The sequence below is a fragment of the Acaryochloris thomasi RCC1774 genome, assembly GCF_003231495.1.
Taxonomy (GTDB): domain Bacteria; phylum Cyanobacteriota; class Cyanobacteriia; order Thermosynechococcales; family Thermosynechococcaceae; genus RCC1774.
The window spans coordinates 364,299-379,005 of sequence record NZ_PQWO01000002.1; the positions used below are offsets into that span (position 1 = coordinate 364,299).

At 49.4% G+C, this 14,707-nt stretch carries 19 protein-coding genes and 1 pseudogene; 15 read left to right on the plus strand and 5 right to left on the minus strand.

Translation table 11 applies throughout. The features are described 5' to 3' along the window. The first annotated feature begins 15 nt into the window (after window positions 1-15). The 12 genes from ndhI to C1752_RS04710 all read left to right on the plus strand — a co-directional run bounded on the left by ndhI (window position 16) and on the right by C1752_RS04710 (window position 9,662). Window positions 16-627, plus strand: coding sequence for an NAD(P)H-quinone oxidoreductase subunit I (gene ndhI, locus C1752_RS04655; protein ID WP_110985074.1), 612 nt, complete (start codon window positions 16-18; stop codon window positions 625-627). Further along, a complete protein-coding gene (locus C1752_RS04660; RefSeq protein ID WP_110984875.1) occupies window positions 624-1,223 on the plus strand; it encodes an NADH-quinone oxidoreductase subunit J in 600 nt (199 codons plus the stop codon). The genes ndhI and C1752_RS04660 overlap by 4 nt, the downstream gene beginning before the upstream one ends. 68 nt (window positions 1,224-1,291) lie before the next feature. After that, window positions 1,292-1,597: an NADH-quinone oxidoreductase subunit NuoK gene (gene nuoK / locus C1752_RS04665; RefSeq protein WP_110984876.1), complete on the plus strand. Its 306-nt coding sequence runs from the start codon at window positions 1,292-1,294 to the stop codon at window positions 1,595-1,597. 3 nt (window positions 1,598-1,600) lie between these two features. Then, complete coding sequence (locus tag C1752_RS04670; protein WP_110984877.1) at window positions 1,601-2,152, plus strand: rhomboid family intramembrane serine protease; 552 nt, start codon at window positions 1,601-1,603, stop codon at window positions 2,150-2,152. A 64-nt stretch (window positions 2,153-2,216) separates the two neighbouring features. Continuing rightward, window positions 2,217-3,116: a peptidoglycan DD-metalloendopeptidase family protein gene (locus C1752_RS04675; RefSeq protein WP_110984878.1), complete on the plus strand. Its 900-nt coding sequence runs from the start codon at window positions 2,217-2,219 to the stop codon at window positions 3,114-3,116. Window positions 3,117-3,190: 74 nt separating this feature from the next. Further along, window positions 3,191-3,742, plus strand: a complete 552-nt coding sequence (locus C1752_RS04680; protein ID WP_110984879.1) for an RDD family protein — start codon at window positions 3,191-3,193, stop codon at window positions 3,740-3,742. 43 nt (window positions 3,743-3,785) lie between these two features. After that, on the plus strand, window positions 3,786-3,974 hold the full coding sequence (gene rpmG / locus C1752_RS04685; protein WP_110984880.1) for a 50S ribosomal protein L33: 189 nt from the start codon (window positions 3,786-3,788) through the stop codon (window positions 3,972-3,974). 47 nt (window positions 3,975-4,021) lie between these two features. Further along, window positions 4,022-4,237, plus strand: coding sequence for a 30S ribosomal protein S18 (rpsR, locus tag C1752_RS04690; protein ID WP_110984881.1), 216 nt, complete (start codon window positions 4,022-4,024; stop codon window positions 4,235-4,237). Between the two features lie 62 nt (window positions 4,238-4,299). After that, a complete protein-coding gene (locus C1752_RS04695) occupies window positions 4,300-6,336 on the plus strand; it encodes a ribonuclease catalytic domain-containing protein (RefSeq protein WP_110984882.1) in 2,037 nt (678 codons plus the stop codon). A gap of 55 nt (window positions 6,337-6,391) precedes the next feature. Further along, window positions 6,392-6,811: a GNAT family acetyltransferase gene (locus tag C1752_RS04700; RefSeq protein WP_110984883.1), complete on the plus strand. Its 420-nt coding sequence runs from the start codon at window positions 6,392-6,394 to the stop codon at window positions 6,809-6,811. A gap of 710 nt (window positions 6,812-7,521) precedes the next feature. Beyond that, on the plus strand, window positions 7,522-8,532 hold the full coding sequence (locus C1752_RS04705) for a sulfotransferase (protein WP_110984884.1): 1,011 nt from the start codon (window positions 7,522-7,524) through the stop codon (window positions 8,530-8,532). A gap of 92 nt (window positions 8,533-8,624) precedes the next feature. Continuing rightward, on the plus strand, window positions 8,625-9,662 hold the full coding sequence (locus C1752_RS04710) for a radical SAM/SPASM domain-containing protein (protein WP_110984885.1): 1,038 nt from the start codon (window positions 8,625-8,627) through the stop codon (window positions 9,660-9,662). 15 nt (window positions 9,663-9,677) lie between these two features. Here the strand turns inward: C1752_RS04710 and C1752_RS04715 are convergent, their stop codons facing one another. After that, entirely contained in the window at window positions 9,678-10,421 is a 744-nt protein-coding gene (locus tag C1752_RS04715) for a DUF3318 domain-containing protein (protein ID WP_110984886.1), read from the minus strand. 170 nt (window positions 10,422-10,591) lie between these two features. Here C1752_RS04715 and C1752_RS04720 point away from each other — a divergent pair, with 170 nt between their 5' ends. Further along, window positions 10,592-11,170, plus strand: coding sequence for a Uma2 family endonuclease (locus tag C1752_RS04720; RefSeq protein WP_110984887.1), 579 nt, complete (start codon window positions 10,592-10,594; stop codon window positions 11,168-11,170). Between the two features lie 16 nt (window positions 11,171-11,186). Here C1752_RS04720 and C1752_RS04725 read toward each other — a convergent pair whose 3' ends face one another. The 4 genes from C1752_RS04725 to C1752_RS04740 all read right to left on the minus strand — a co-directional run bounded on the left by C1752_RS04725 (window position 11,187) and on the right by C1752_RS04740 (window position 13,110). Continuing rightward, window positions 11,187-11,456 (minus strand): YciI family protein, encoded by a 270-nt coding sequence (locus C1752_RS04725; RefSeq protein ID WP_110984888.1) that lies wholly within the window; start codon window positions 11,454-11,456, stop codon window positions 11,187-11,189. Window positions 11,457-11,544: 88 nt separating this feature from the next. Further along, window positions 11,545-11,868: a Grx4 family monothiol glutaredoxin gene (grxD, locus tag C1752_RS04730; RefSeq protein ID WP_110984889.1), complete on the minus strand. Its 324-nt coding sequence runs from the start codon at window positions 11,866-11,868 to the stop codon at window positions 11,545-11,547. Between the two features lie 32 nt (window positions 11,869-11,900). Then, window positions 11,901-12,179 (minus strand): BolA family protein, encoded by a 279-nt coding sequence (locus C1752_RS04735; RefSeq protein ID WP_110984890.1) that lies wholly within the window; start codon window positions 12,177-12,179, stop codon window positions 11,901-11,903. 220 nt (window positions 12,180-12,399) lie between these two features. Then, window positions 12,400-13,110: a hypothetical protein gene (locus C1752_RS04740; RefSeq protein WP_199464283.1), complete on the minus strand. Its 711-nt coding sequence runs from the start codon at window positions 13,108-13,110 to the stop codon at window positions 12,400-12,402. 313 nt (window positions 13,111-13,423) lie between these two features. Here C1752_RS04740 and C1752_RS30180 point away from each other — a divergent pair. Both C1752_RS30180 and C1752_RS30185 read left to right on the plus strand, forming a co-directional pair. Beyond that, window positions 13,424-13,963 (plus strand): annotated as a pseudogene (locus C1752_RS30180) (nicotinate-nucleotide adenylyltransferase); the annotation flags it as partial. 45 nt (window positions 13,964-14,008) lie between these two features. Beyond that, the gene (locus C1752_RS30185) at window positions 14,009-14,704 is read left to right on the plus strand and encodes an NUDIX hydrolase (RefSeq protein ID WP_199464296.1); all 696 of its coding nucleotides are present in this window, start codon (window positions 14,009-14,011) and stop codon (window positions 14,702-14,704) included. Window positions 14,705-14,707 lie beyond the last annotated feature (3 nt).

Genomic DNA, 14,707 nt, shown 5'->3' on the forward strand with positions numbered 1-14,707 from the left:
AATGACCTCACCATGCTGAAATTTCTGAAGCAAGTCGGTGGCTACGCCAAGGAAACTCTTCAGTCTGCCCGCTACATTGGGCAGGGCCTGTCAGTGACCTTTGACCATATGAGCCGCCGCCCGGTTACGGTTCAATACCCCTACGAGAAGCTGATTCCTTCCGAGCGATTCCGAGGGCGAATTCACTTTGAATTTGATAAGTGTATTTCCTGTGAAGTTTGTGTCCGGGTCTGCCCCATCAACCTGCCGGTCGTCGATTGGGAATTCAACAAAGCGCTCAAGAAAAAGCAGCTTAAGCATTACAGTATTGACTTCGGCGTCTGTATTTTTTGCGCTAACTGTGTCGAGTACTGCCCGACCAACTGTCTATCGGTTACAGAAGAGTACGAACTCTCAACCTTTGACCGTCACGAGCTCAACTACGACAACGTTGCCATGGGGCGTCTGCCCTATAAAGTCACAGAAGATCCGATGGTGACCCCCATTCGGGAGTTTGCATATCTGCCCGAAAAAGTGCTGAGTGGGCATGATGCCCCTGCCAATGCCGCCCGTGCCGGACAGCGCCCTGAAGAGATTGTGGCCGCGGCCCCCCCGAAACAGGAAGAAAAGGAGACTGAAGCTCAGTGAATTTAGCAGAAGGGATTCGATTTGTTTGTTCGATCTTGCTAGCCGCCATGATGATTGGCGCAGCGCTGGGCGTTGTTCTGTTTGAGAACATTGTCTATTCCGCCTTTACCCTAGCGGGCGTCTTTATGAGCATTGCAGGTTTGTATATCCTGCTGAATGCTGATTTTGTATCTGCTGCCCAAGTTCTGGTTTATGTAGGGGCCGTCAATGTTCTTATTTTGTTCGCAATCATGCTCGTGAACAAGCGGGAAGATTTCAAGCCTGTTCCTCGTCGCTGGATTCGCCAAGGCGCTGCGGCAGTGGTCTGTGCGGGGGTTTTTGCCCTGCTCGCCACAATGGTTGTACAGACAAGCTGGGGCACGAATCTTGCGCTAATTCCGCCGGAGTCGACCTCGCTTCTGATTGGCGAACATTTTTTCAGCGACTACTTGCTTCCCTTCGAGCTGGCTTCGATTCTGCTGCTGATGGCGTTGGTCGGAGCGATTGTCATTGCTCGTCGAGAGTCAATTATGGGTGAAGAGACCGCCATCGTTGGCGAGACCCCTCCTCCAGTTTTGGAGCTGCCTGAGCGTCCTCGAGAGCCTGTTGCTCGATAAAGGTAAGCTCAACTAGTGCTTAAGCCTCTTGATAAGCTCTGCTTAACCGTCCTTTGTAAATGAGTCCCATGCCTTTAGAGTTCTTTCTTTTACTTGCTGCCGCCCTCTTTTGTATCGGGATTTACGGCCTCGTGACCAGTCGGAATGCTGTGCGGGTACTGATGTCTGTTGAACTGCTGCTGAACGCAGTCAATTTGAACTTGGTTTCGTTCTCGAATTATCTCGATGGAGCCAATATTAGAGGACAGGTCTTCACTGTTTTTGTGATTACGGTTGCTGCCGCTGAGGCCGCTGTCGGGCTGGCCATTATCCTAGCGATCTATCGCAGCCGCGACACGATCGATATGGAGCAGTTTAATCTACTGAAGTGGTAGGTCATGACTCAGGCGCTCAAAATACAGGTCCAGATCCTGGGGAGTATGGTGGCCCTGATGTGGGCTTCAGCGCTCCTGAACCTCTTCCTATTTCGTGGTTCCCTCGTTGAGTTTGGAATCATTCCGCGTGCCGTGGTTGGGCTGCGGGGAATTTTGTTTGCTCCTTTTCTCCATGCGGGATTAGGGCATTTGATGGCCAATACAGTCCCCTTTATTGTTTTGGGCTGGCTGGTTCTGATTCGCTCGACGGAAGATTTTTTCATGGTGACTGCGATCGCAATGGGCGTTGGCGGTTTGGGCACATGGTTCTTTGCAGGCTCTAGAACAGTCCACGTTGGCGCAAGTGGACTGATTTTTGGTTACCTTGGTTACTTGCTGCTGCGCGGGTACTTTGAGCGCAGCTTTGCCGCCAGCTTTCTATCGATTCTGGTCGCGGTTCTTTACGGCAGTTTGGTCTTCGGGGTTCTGCCCTCTGTCCCTGGTATCTCTTGGCAGGGGCATCTATTTGGATTCTTGGGCGGCGGAGTCGCGGCTCGATTTTTGGCTAAACCCTAGATTCTTTTGCCACAATTGAGGGAAGGAGGTTCGTCTCTCCACTCATATTCCCTAGATTCTGGCTATGTTCAAGCATCTTGTGCGTTTTGTCTCTTCCGGTTTGTTTGTTTCCCTGTGGGCGATTTCTCCTCTGGCTGCAGCTCAGGAGCCAGCCGATTGTCGTCCGTCGGTTGTCGATAGCTTGAAGCAGTACACCATCACCTCGGGAGAAACGCTCACCACTGTATCGGCAAAGTTTCAGCTTTTACCCACAACCCTCATGGGGTTAAATCCTTCGCTGAGACAGGGGCAGGCTCCTGCGGGCACGAAAATTGCGGTACCTCCCTACAACGGCATTTTAGTGTCGGTTCCTCGCGGTAAAACAATTCACGATTTAGCTAAGGCCTACCGAGTGCGCCCTGATGTTTTATTTGAACTCAACGGATGCCAGAAAACGCCAGAAGTGGCGTTTGTTCCTGGTGTCAATTGGTCGCCGCTGCTCCATAATCAGCCCACTGGGATTGCACCCTTTCAGGATCTATTCAAAACGCAGCAGATTGCCACTGCCTATGAGCGAGATCGCTACCCTCTACCTAAACCCGCAAAAACATTGGGAGCCTACGGCTGGCGCGTCAACCCTAAGACCCAAGCGGCTGAGTTCTATACCAGCGTAGACTTAGCTGCAGCCCCTGCTATGCCTGTGTATGCCGTTGCTGATGGAACGGTGGCCTTTGCTGGAGAAGAGGAAGGTGGCTCCATTGTTGTCATCAACCACAGTCAGGGCCGCCAGACTCGCTATCTGCAGCTTTCTGATTTGGCCGTGCAGACGGGGCAAACCGTTCAGCGTGGGACTCAGCTTGGAGCCGTTGCAGCCGCAACCGAGACCAATGCTTTCCTTCGTTTTGAAGTGCGCTCTCGTTCAAGCTTGGGCTGGGTCGCTCAAGATCCGCAGCCTTATCTAGAACTTCTGAGTCAACAGCTTTAGGGGCCAAATGCTAGAATTTGACCGTCAAAGTTTCTGATTTATGAGCTATGGCGATTTGATGATTGAGTGACTCCATGACTGCTGACGATGACTACTACCCCAAACGTTTACCTCCCCGCCTGACGAAGGCGCAGATGTGGGTGCGGGTCGCTGCTTCAGCAATTGATTTTTCTTTAGCGTGGCTGCTGAGTACTGTCGCGATCACGGGTGATGCACAGCTCCAGCTAGGACAGTGGGTGATTTTTGCCGTGCTTTGGCTGCTGTTGCGGGTCGCGGTGGTGATCAATAATCAAGGTCAAAGTCCGGGGCACTGGGCGATGGATCTTAAGGTCGTTGATGCCCGTTCGGCCAAACTGCCTAGAATTGAAGACTTACTCAAGCGAGAGGCGATCGCGGGGGGAGGCTGTCTGCTGCTGCTGATCGGCTTCAGTACGGGCGGGTTTGCACTGCTGGCGTTTATTGTGCCTTTAGCGATTGATAACGGCATTGGGCTGGCTGATCCGGTTCGCCTACAGACTTTCCATGATCGATGGGTTGATACCGTCGTTATTTATACGACCCGCGGCTACTCATTAGATCTGAAGCTGAAGAAAGTTCTGACACAAGCTCAACAACGTGTGCGATAATTGGGGCTTGTGTTTAATTTATGTTTAGCGTCTAGAGAAGACCATGGCTAAAGGCGTCCGTGTCATTATTACTCTCGAGTGCACCGAGTGTCGCTCGAATTCAACTCCCCGTTCACCGGGTGTATCTCGATACACCACGACTAAAAATCGTCGGAATACAACGGGGCGCTTAGAACTTAAAAAGTTCTGTACCCACTGCAACAAGCATACTCCTCACAAAGAAATCAAATAGTGCGTTTTGCACATCGTCCACAGTTTCAATTCAGATAGAGCAACGTTATGGCCTATTTCCGCCGCCGCATTTCTCCGATCAAGCCCGGTGAGCCCATCGACTACAAGGATGTAGATTTACTGCGCCGATTTATTACTGAGCGAGGTAAGATCTTGCCCCAGCGCATTACGGGTTTAACGTCCCGGCAGCAGAGAGATCTGACGCGGGCCATTAAGCGGGCAAGAACTCTGGCTTTGCTGCCCTTCATTAACCGAGAAAGCTAGTCACGTCCGTATCTCATGCGTTCAAGAAAGTGAGAGCCTGCCGCCCTATTTGACGAGCTACCGTGGAGAAAGGAACATTAGTCGAGTTTCGACGCCAAGGCGATAGCGATAGCCTGTGGCAGAGTCGTGTTGGCCTGCTAGAGCGACCTGAGGGTAAAAAAAACTGGGTTGTCGTCGACGCGAAGGGGCATTCCCACACGATTCATCCTCGGCAAATGACTTACGTTGTCGAGGATGAAAGATATGAGCCCAAAGAGCTTGCAGAGTTCTTTGCTGCGGTGGAATCTGTTTATGATCCCGATAGCTTAGAGGTTGCTTGGGAACTTTTGGTGGATGATAAGCAGGCCACGACGCCTGCTGAGATGGCGCTGCTGCTGTTCTCAGATCAAGAACCACCGTTCTGCTATGCGGCGCATCGGTTGCTTAGTGAAGACAAGCTTTATTTTAAGCAGAAGGGCAATGTATATGAGCCTCGGCCTTCATCCCAGGTGGAGGAGCTGAGGCATCAGGTTGAGAAGCAGGCCCAAAGGCTGCAGGAGCAGGAAGCTTTTCAAGCGTCTTTGCGAAAAGCCGTGGCGGGTGAGGATGTGGAGTGGGAAAGTTGCGATCGCATCTACTTACAATCCCTAGAAAAGTTTGCCTTGATGGGCGAGAGCGCTTCTAACCGCGCCGACGCCATTGAAATATTGTCTGCTGTAAAGCGACAGGGGAGTCCAGAAGCTGCCCTCCAGCTTCTGGTTGATCTAAGGCTATGGAATCCCCACGAAAATCTATTCTTGCGCCGGAGTCAGATCTCTACAGAATTCTCGACGCCGGTTCAAGCTACCGTTGCTGATCGGCTGTCGCATATGCCCCCTGACCCCGACCCGACCCGGACTGATCTGACCCACTTGAAGGTCTATACCATTGATGATGAAGGCACCCGCGAAATTGATGACGGCTTGAGCCTTGAAACCCTAGCAAACGGTCAGCAGCGCCTGTGGATCCACATTGCTGACCCTAGCCGCTGGATTTTGCTGGGGGATGCACTCGATCAAGAGGCGAAGCGACGGGGCACCACCATTTATCTGCCCACCGGTATGATTCCGATGTTCCCTGCAGAGTTGTCCACAGGGCCGATGAGTTTAGTGCAGGGGGACGTATGCTGCGCCCTCAGCTTTGGCGTCACGCTCACGGAAGAGGGGGGCATCGACAGCTATGAGATCTGTCCTAGCCAAGTCCGACCCACCTACCGGTTGACCTATGAAGATGTAGACGAAATGCTGGATTTAGCGGTTCAGGCTGAACCCGAGCTGCTGAGCTTAGCAAAATGGTCAAAGTGCCGTCAGGACTGGCGACGGCAGCAGGGCGCGATCAATATCAACCTCCCGGAATCCTCAATTAAAGTAGAGGGCGATCAGATTAGGATCGAAGTCCTAGATGATTCTGAAGCCCGCACCCTCGTCGCTGAAATGATGATTTTGACTGGTGAGGTCGCTGCAAGCTATGGCGAGACCCATAATCTGCCGCTTCCCTTTCGGGGACAGCCGCAGCCAGAACTTCCACCGGTCGAAGAACTTGATCAGCTTCCGTCTGAGTGGGTGCGCGCCTGTGCGATTCGAGGGTGCATGACTCGCAGTGAAGTCGGAACAACTCCCATCCGCCACGCTAGCTTGGGATTAGATAGCTATTGCCAGGTCACCTCGCCTATTCGTCGCTATGCTGATCTACTGGCCCACTTCCAGATTAAGGCGCATCTGCGGGGCGATCCGCTGCCCTTTAGTGACGTGGAGCTATCGCCTCTGATCGTCAGCGTTACCACTACAGCCCAAGAGGCCACTTTGATCGAGCGGCAGACTAATCGGTATTGGTGTTTAGAGTATTTGCGGCAGCATGCCGATGCCATCTGGCAGGCCGAGGTGCTGCGCTGGCTGCGAGAGCATGAGAACCTGGCGCTGGTGCTTCTCGAAGATTTGGGGGTAGAGCTGGCTGTCCGCCTGGATTTCTCGGTGGCGTTGGGCGATCGGCTAGAGGTGAAGGTCAGCTCCGTTGACCCTCGTTTGGATCGGATTAAGCTCAAGGCTTATGCCTCTTCTACAGAGGCTTCTTCGCCTTCTTAGCGTAAATTTTTCAAGGCGTGGCCTGTCTCCAACTTGACAGGCACAATGCAGTCCTATGCAGATTCGTCCTTTTCAAAACTTTGATGAAGAGTCTGTTGTTGATCTCTGGGCACGTTGCGGCCTTCTGAGGTCGTGGAATGATCCGCATAAAGATATCGCTCGTAAACTCTTAGTTCAGCCAGAGCTGTTCTTGGTCGGTGTAATTGATGAACAGGTTATGGCTACGATCATGGCCGGGTTTGAGGGGCACCGAGGTTGGATCAACTATCTTGCTGTTGATCCACGTTGGCAGCGGCAAGGCTATGGACGTCGGCTGATGGATGAAGTCGAGCGTTGTCTTTGCGATCGCAACTGTCCTAAAATCAACCTCCAAATTCGCCATGATAATCTTGACGCGATCAAGTTCTACAAACGATTAGGATTTATTCAAGATGCGGCAGTAAGCTTTGGCAAACGACTCGTGCAAGATGATTAACGTATCCCATTGTTTATCGGCTTCCAGTCATCGGTGATGAACGTCAAATAAGTAGCCGTCAATGTATTTGAGTGGGCCGTTTGGTTTTATACGTAAATAGTGCTTATGCAGAGTTGCAATCTCATTTGCAAAAGCGAAGTATAGACAATGCCAACGCGCTGGAATTTTCAACGTAGCTTTGGTCAGACTCTTGGAGCGAACTGAAAATATTTGAATCAGAGAGCATAAGAACAAATGTATTCGAAAAGGCTTGCCAGTAGCTAGCTGTCCCTGAAACCCCCCTTCCACTCTGAAGATGCTTTGGCTACAGCCCTTATATATCAAGAATTCTATAGGTCAAGTCTGGGGCATATAGATTTGAACAAATACAAACATTGAGGGCTTCAAGCGATTTAGAGAAGCGCTGTTTCATCAGTTTTTGCAAGGATCAGCGAATTGACTTGTGCTTTAAAGCCGTATGTTAGCGATTAAAAGGCTTGTGATATATAGACTGATGAGATTTTCAGAGACGACTAGCTATAGACGACTTCTGCTACTTACTTCCTCGTTTTTTCAGCAGGAAGCCTCCGAAACATCATTTAGATATATACACCAGAATAGAACTAGTAATTTTTGAGAATAATATGCGGTAATCTTGATCTTGGGTTCGTTCGACTACTCGAATATTCTGAGCAAAGCCCCTGCCAACTGCCTTACTTTGAAGAGCCTTTATGCAAAATCCTATGCAGCAAGCTGAGCAGCCAACCATAGATCTCGATTTGCCAGAACTCAAAGCAAGGCTATATTACGTTTTTTGCCCAGCCTTCCATGGCGCAACCTTGTTTTCGGCATTGTTAAATAATCACTCAAAAATCACGAGTTTGGGAGAGACAATCCCTCGAAGGAGGTTTGAGAATGGGATGTGTTCATGTAAGAAAAAAATAAAAAATTGCGAGTTTTGGCAGTCGGCCTACCGTACATCTGATCTAGATAAGTTTGTACAAGAAGATTCTTGGATTCCATACTACCCTCGGATTATTCAGCCCGTTAGCGCAAATCTGGCCAATCAGATCCTCAATCTAGTAATGTTAGGGATGACAATTCCTTTCAAACATTATATTTGGAATCTATCCTATAAAGTTTATCGAGAATATTACGAGTCATACGTTGATTTTGTAAACTTTATCGTCAGTAGAAATCAGTCTTCAGTCTTTATTGATGGAGGTAAACAAGGCTTTAGGCCTATCTTTATTCAATCTTTTTCCCGATCACAAATTCCCGCAAAACTTATTCATTTGACTAGAAGGCCGCACGACTATGTCTATTCATACGCCAAGGTATACCCATATCTAAGTAAGGCCTTCAGCATGAAAATGCGATCCCGCAATGATATCATTGCGTTTGCTGCAAAAAAATGGCTTTCGGTCCATCGAAAAGTTTTAAACTTAAAAAAATTCATTTTGGATGAAAATTATTATTCAATGAGATATGAGGATCTGTGTCAAGATCCCAACCATTTTTTGGCAAAGACTCTTCGATTTTTAGACGTAGAATATGAAAATCTCCAACAGCCAGTTATTTATCCTGAGAAGTTTCACCTCATTGGTAGCCAATCTATTCAAAAGCATGGTTTCGATGGAGTGATCAAGCTCAGCACACACACTGCCGATTTGTCGACTGAGGAGATCAAGATAATCGATAGAATTACTCAGCCATTCTCAGCTCGGTTCGGTTATGTCTAACTTTTTCAAGAGAACTTTAGTTCAGTCCATAATAGAGACGTTTTTAGCTAACTTTTACATTGGTTAATGGAAAGTATCTTTCATCTGTCATTATGAATACTATATATACCAACAGTTTCCTGTCCTACCTGAAGCGCCACTGGTTAGCGTCTGTCCAGTTTTTAACTCCGCTGAAACTGATAAATGCTGCGATCGCATTTACCGAAATGAAACTAGGTAGACTTCGCTGCAAATCTGTGCCAATCACCTACCGTATTGACCCATCTACTGCCTGTAATATTCGCTGCCCAGGTTGCTCAGCTCATACGGAAACAACGACAGAGAAGCGTTTGCTCAGCCTGGATGACTTTAAAAAAATTGTCAATAAAATTAAGCGGTTCAGCATTCGTACAGCCCTCTATGATAGTGGTGAACCCCTTCTTAATAAAGATATTTATAAGATGATCGCTTACGCTAGTGATCAAGGTATTGGTACTTCTATTAGCACGAACTTTACGCTCTTCAACCCTGAGCGAGATCTCGATCAACTTCTAGAGAGTCGTTTAACGGTTTTACAGCCTGATCTTGATGGCATTACCCAAGAAACTTACGGTCAGTACCGAATTGGGGGTGAGGTGGATGCCGTCAAGACTAATATTGAAGCCGTCGTTCAAGGTAAAAAAGAAGCTGGAACGAAGTACCCAATCGTTGAACCTCAGATGATTATGTTTGAACATCTGATGGCAGAGAAGGAGGAGATTGAAACCTATCTTGAGGAGATTGGGGTCGATAAGTTTACCTGGAAGCCTGATGATTGGGGATTTAATCCTGCCCAGATAGAGGATGCTCAGAATGATAAGAGTTCAGGACGCTGCCTCTGGGTCTATTTGTCCATGATGGTCCGTCCCGACGGCAATGTCTATCCCTGCTGCGGTCGGGGCCTAAACCGATTTTCCTATGGCAATATTCTCGAAGAATCCATCGACGAGATTTGGAATAACAAGTACTATCAATTTTCGCGTAAGCTTTTCACGACAGGGCCAGATCTTGAATTTGACCCTGAGATGGAAGACTTACCCTGCCACCAATGTACGATGTTTTCAAAAACAAGAGTCATGAAGCCCAACCCAACTAAAGATGGTGGGGCCTAATAGTTTTCTGTTTCTTTAAGGTGTGTAGGGTCGAGACTCCTTGACTGTTTCTTTAATAGTCTCTTTGATTGGAGGACGTTCTTTGCTCTGGGGACGTTCTTTGCCCTGAGATCGGCCTTCTCGCTCTGTGCGCATGGCTTTGCTGCGAGCCTTTGCCTCTGCTGCACCTGTTTTTAATGCCTGCAGACGCGCTTCAAACTGTTTGCGTTTGCGACGATTAGGTGTTTGATCAATCAGCACCTTCAAGGCGCTGCCGAGGCTTTTATAGGCGTTGGGCAGAGAATAGCCGAAACGAGTCGCAAGTGCGATCGCTTTTTCATCCGCAGCCGTTACATTATCCAGGCTCTGCTGTGAATTATTACGCTTGTAGAGTCGCCATCCTGACACGCCGCAAAGGGCCATTGCCAAGATTAGCAATAGGCCATCCTGGACCCATAGCTCTCCTACGGCACCACCTAAGCCGATCGCCAGCGCCGCCATTTCCCAGCCGTCTCTTGGAATTGTGTCGTTCTGAATTCGGGCAACCTCGTGCCAGAACAGGAGATTCCGCTGATCTTTGGCAAACTCTTCCCAGCGAATCAGATCAACCTGTACCTCGACCTGATCTTGCCCCAGTTCTTCTGAAGTAATCAAAGGTGGGTTAATCGCGGTCGTCGCCTCTACCGTAACCCAGCTCTGTAGTTCAGGGGGCAGCAAAGAGCGCAGACGCCGCAGTTCATTCATCTCAGTTCGTACACTGGAATTTGAAGAAGATACCATGCCGGTCAGGGAGTTTAAGTAATGTCTCTATATGAAGTATAGCGGTCTAGCTCCGGCGATCGCTGCCATCTCAGATGTACTTCATGCAGATTTAGGGCGTAGGCTATTCAGATCGGGCTATTCATTTCTGCCACAATGTTAGATATTGCTGCCTTGGCGAGGTAAAGAGGATGACAGCGTACACCGTTAACTTTGATACCATCTGCAAGCTGACGGATGACCAGTTTTTCCAGCTGTGTCAGGCAAACCCTGAGCTTAAGTTTGAACGCAACAGCAAAAGAGACTTAATCATCATGCCCCCGACTGGCGGAGAAGCAGGTCACCGCAATTTTGAATTAGCTACTGAAGTTGCGATTTGGAACCGCAAAGCCAATTTAGGTATCGGCTTCGACTCTTCAACCTGCTTCAAATTACCCAACGGTGCAAATCGATCTCCAGATGTTGCCTGGATCCGTCTAGAACGGTGGAACGCTCTGACAACTGAGCAACGAACTAAGTTCCCGCCCATTGCGCCCGATTTTGTTCTAGAGCTGATGTCTGCAACCGACTCTTTGCCAGCACTACAGTCGAAAATGCGGGAGTATAGAGACTGTCAGGTGCAGCTAGGCTGGTTAATTGTTCCTCGGAGCCGCCAAGTTGAAATTTATCGGCAGGGGGAAGCTGTTGAAGTTTTACCATCTCCTCGCACCCTGGCAGGGGAAGGTATTTTACCTGGATTTGTTCTAGATCTGAGTTTGCTCTGGTCTTAGAACAGCGTTGCTGATTTTATAGCGCCTGGATCCATTCTTTGACTTCGTACTCAGTCCAGACTCCGCCTTTCCAGTAGGGGTCTGACTCAATGAGCTGGCGGACTGTGGCTTCGTCGGCAGCTTCGTAGATGCCAAAGACTTTCGTAATATCTTTTGTGGGGCCAATGGTGATTAAAGTGCCAGATTCTTTTTGGGCAGCTAAACCATCGAGGTGATCCTGACGGTAGGGCGTTCGCTTTTCGAGAACATCTTCGCAATAGCTGCCCCACATTACGTATTTCGTCATGATTGGTTCCTGTCGTTCAAGTTCTGCGATCTCAAAACAAGGGGTGACTGCTGCCTAGCAATCACCCTCTCAAAATTCAGTTTTTTTGCTAGGAGGCTAAGGCGACTTCGACCATTTCTTGCAAGTCCCCCTGCTGGTATAGCTCAATCAAAACATCGGACCCACCCACAAATTCGCCATTGATGTACACCTGTGGAATTGTAGGCCAGTTGGAATATTCTTTAATGCCTTGACGAATATCAGGATCTGAAAGTACATCCACGGTCTCGTAAGGTGCACCCAGACTATTCAACAGCTGGACGGCGTTGTTAGAAAATCCACATTGGGGCATTAGTTTTGACCCCTTCATGAATACAACAATTTTGTTTTTCTGAACGATGTCATCAAGGCGAGTTTTGACTTCGGGTGTCATAGTTATTTTCCTGAAATGAGTGTGGGTATGACTTACGGATTGGGGCTGGTGACCACCTCAGGATTGAGGGTGGCCCACTTCTCTGGCGTATAAGTTTTGAGGGCTAGGGCATGAAGTTCTTCAGTTGCCATGACTTGATTGACGGTTGCATAAACCATCTGGTGCTGCTGAACTAAGTTTTTGTCGGCAAAGGCGGAGGACACGACTGTTGCTTGATAGTGATCGCCGCCACCCGTGAGATCCTGAGCATGGACTTCGGCCCCAGGTAAACCCGCTTGAATCATGGCTTCAAGATTGTCTGGGCTAATCATTCAGCTACCTCATGGCAATGTTCTAGAACAGTCATTAGTTTAACTTTAAACATAGCGGTTCAAGGTATCTAACATACCGGTTCAAGGTCTCTTCGCCGGACATGAAATAGACAGGTGGTGACCTATCGCGCCACTCCCTGTCTATCAGCCTTTATTCAATTGCAGTCGAGATCAATGGCGACTGTCTCAGAAGCAATTTGAGAATCTCGTCACTTGAACTTTAGTTGATGTCAGCGCCTTGAGGCACGACGGACGGTGGTGCAGATGGGGTAGGGGCCGAAGGGGCTGCTTCCTCTGGTTTCACAACCGGTTTTGATTTCTTGTTCTCTTTTGTTTGAGTTTTGGGAAGGGGGGCATCGACAAAACCTAGCTCAACGAGCTGCTGGTAAGACTTTTTGCCGAGGTCGCGGGTCGGATTTTGGCTGCGAATAATCTCAATCAAGAGCGGAATCGATTTCTCTGGCTTGCTTTGAGAACGGTAGACAAGGGCGAGCTGATACGTTGCCTGATCTCTAAGCTGAGCCGTTTCTAGCGCTTTCCGTCGGTGGCTATCGGCTGCGACGCGGCTGACGCCTTGAAAGCTAGAGGTCAGAGCCTGATAAAAGTTAGAAAGCTGGTTGAAAATGCTGCGGGAGTCCTGCAGTTTTTTGGCGGCTAAGTCATAGTTTTGAGATGCGACTGCGCTCTCGGACTCGGCCATTAGGTTTTTGCCTGCGGCAATGCTGAACAGGCCACTGCGGGCAACGTCTGGACTTAATGGCTCAACGTTGGTGGGGGTTACTTGCTGACCTTCGCCCAAGCCATCTAGGCTTTGAGCTTGAGCTGGTACTGCGAGGAAGGCCGAGCTGATAATGACTGCGGGCAGGGTTGCGATCGCAACTCTCCAAGATGGGCGATGCCCTATGAAACGTGTGGCGAATTTTGTAGACACTGTGGATCAACCCTCAAACAACGCGACTGTAGAATAATAGGCTTTAAGTTCTGGTCATCTTACCATTATGTTTTGATCTGACTGACCCGAATTTATGGCGGTACACGCATCGAGTAGGACCATAAAGCCAATGGTTGAAATCTATATAGATCTGCCAAAAAGTGGCTGTCCTAACTTCGTTGGCTACTGCTGTAGACCTTTGCGTTTGATTGACGTTGAGCACCTGTGCAAAAGTTCCGGCTACTTCCGGTTGTGGAGCATTGATGGCGCTAACTAAACTTCGCTGCTGTCCCTACTGCTGCTTCATGCTTGTATGAATATTGCTCTTTTTGGTACTAGCGCAGATCCACCGACGATCGGTCATCAGGTGGTTCTAGAATGGTTGGTGCAACGCTTTGACCTTGTGGCTGTTTGGGCATCAGATAATCCATTTAAAGGGAATCAAACGCCCCTTGAACATCGTCAGCAAATGCTGCGGCGCTTGGTAGACCAGGTGCAAGTACCTCAGATTCAGCACGATCCCAATCTGAGCGATCCGAGGACGCTGAATACGGTGAATACGGCCCGTCTACGCTGGCCTGCGGCTCAGTTTACGCTAGTAGTGGGCTCTGACGTGCTACCAACTCTTTTGCACTGGCATCGCGTTGCAGAACTTTTGAGGCTCGTAAAGATTTTGGTAGTGCCGCGCTCCGGTGCGCCGCTGATGGAGGCGACGCTGCAGGCGTTGCGATCGCAACAGGCAGAAGTTGCGATTGCAGACTTTCTCGGCCCCGATATTTCTTCGAGCGCTTACCGCAACACCGGCAATTCGGCTGGACTGCCCGAGACCATCTCAACCTATATTCAAGAGCATGATTTATACCCCAAACCTACAGACTCCCTTGAACTCCCGTCGGATCTGCCCCTAGCGGGTTTCAATGTGGGCGTCGATAACGTCATCTTTTCCGTTGATACCAACCATAATCAGCTTCTGGTGCTGTTGGCGGTGCGTCAGACGCCGCCCTACGTGGGGCAGTGGGCCTTGCCGGGAACACTTGTCCGGCAAGGCGAGGCCCTAGAAAATGCTGCCTATCGCATTTTATCTGAGAAGATTCGGGTTCAGAACCTTTACCTAGAGCAGCTCTATACCTTTGGCGGCCCTAACCGAGATCCGCGAGAATCAGCAGAAAGCTCCCGCTACCTGTCCGTGAGCTACTTTGCCGTCGTGCGCTATGAAGAAGCTATTTTGATGAGCGATGAGCGACATCTGATCTCGTGGCACCCCATTGGACAGATTCCCCCGCTGGCCTTCGATCACGCACAAATTTTGGCCTACGGTCATAACCGACTCCGCAACAAGCTAGAGTACAGCCCTGTGGCCTTCGACGTTTTGCCCGACTTGTTTACCCTCAGCGATCTCTATCAGCTCTACCGCACGGTACTGGGCGACCAATTTTCAGACTATTCTAACTTCCGCGCTCGGATTCTAAAGCTGGGTTTTTTGGCGGCGACCGGCCAAAAAGTGGGTCGAGGTGCCGGTCGCCCTGCCTCGCTTTATCGATTTGATGCGGAGGCCTTTGCGCCCCTCAAGGATAAGCCGATGGTGTTTATTTAGTCG

Bases quoted from the DNA above. Each gene is read 5' to 3' on its own strand.
- rpmG (WP_110984880.1), top strand. From the start codon at position 3,786: ATGGCTAAAGGCGTCCGTGTCATTATTACTCTCGAGTGCACCGAGTGT.
- C1752_RS04725 (WP_110984888.1), bottom strand. From the start codon at position 11,456: ATGACGAAATACGTAATGTGGGGCAGCTATTGCGAAGATGTTCTCGAA.
- rpsR (WP_110984881.1), top strand. From the start codon at position 4,022: ATGGCCTATTTCCGCCGCCGCATTTCTCCGATCAAGCCCGGTGAGCCC.
- C1752_RS04670 (WP_110984877.1), top strand. From the start codon at position 1,601: ATGACTCAGGCGCTCAAAATACAGGTCCAGATCCTGGGGAGTATGGTG.
- C1752_RS04705 (WP_110984884.1), top strand. From the start codon at position 7,522: ATGCAAAATCCTATGCAGCAAGCTGAGCAGCCAACCATAGATCTCGAT.
- C1752_RS04720 (WP_110984887.1), top strand. From the start codon at position 10,592: ATGACAGCGTACACCGTTAACTTTGATACCATCTGCAAGCTGACGGAT.
- C1752_RS04735 (WP_110984890.1), bottom strand. From the start codon at position 12,179: ATGATTAGCCCAGACAATCTTGAAGCCATGATTCAAGCGGGTTTACCT.
- C1752_RS04680 (WP_110984879.1), top strand. From the start codon at position 3,191: ATGACTGCTGACGATGACTACTACCCCAAACGTTTACCTCCCCGCCTG.
- C1752_RS04715 (WP_110984886.1), bottom strand. From the start codon at position 10,421: ATGGTATCTTCTTCAAATTCCAGTGTACGAACTGAGATGAATGAACTG.
- C1752_RS04700 (WP_110984883.1), top strand. From the start codon at position 6,392: ATGCAGATTCGTCCTTTTCAAAACTTTGATGAAGAGTCTGTTGTTGAT.
- C1752_RS04710 (WP_110984885.1), top strand. From the start codon at position 8,625: ATGAATACTATATATACCAACAGTTTCCTGTCCTACCTGAAGCGCCAC.
- nuoK (WP_110984876.1), top strand. From the start codon at position 1,292: ATGCCTTTAGAGTTCTTTCTTTTACTTGCTGCCGCCCTCTTTTGTATC.
- grxD (WP_110984889.1), bottom strand. From the start codon at position 11,868: ATGACACCCGAAGTCAAAACTCGCCTTGATGACATCGTTCAGAAAAAC.
- C1752_RS04675 (WP_110984878.1), top strand. From the start codon at position 2,217: ATGTTCAAGCATCTTGTGCGTTTTGTCTCTTCCGGTTTGTTTGTTTCC.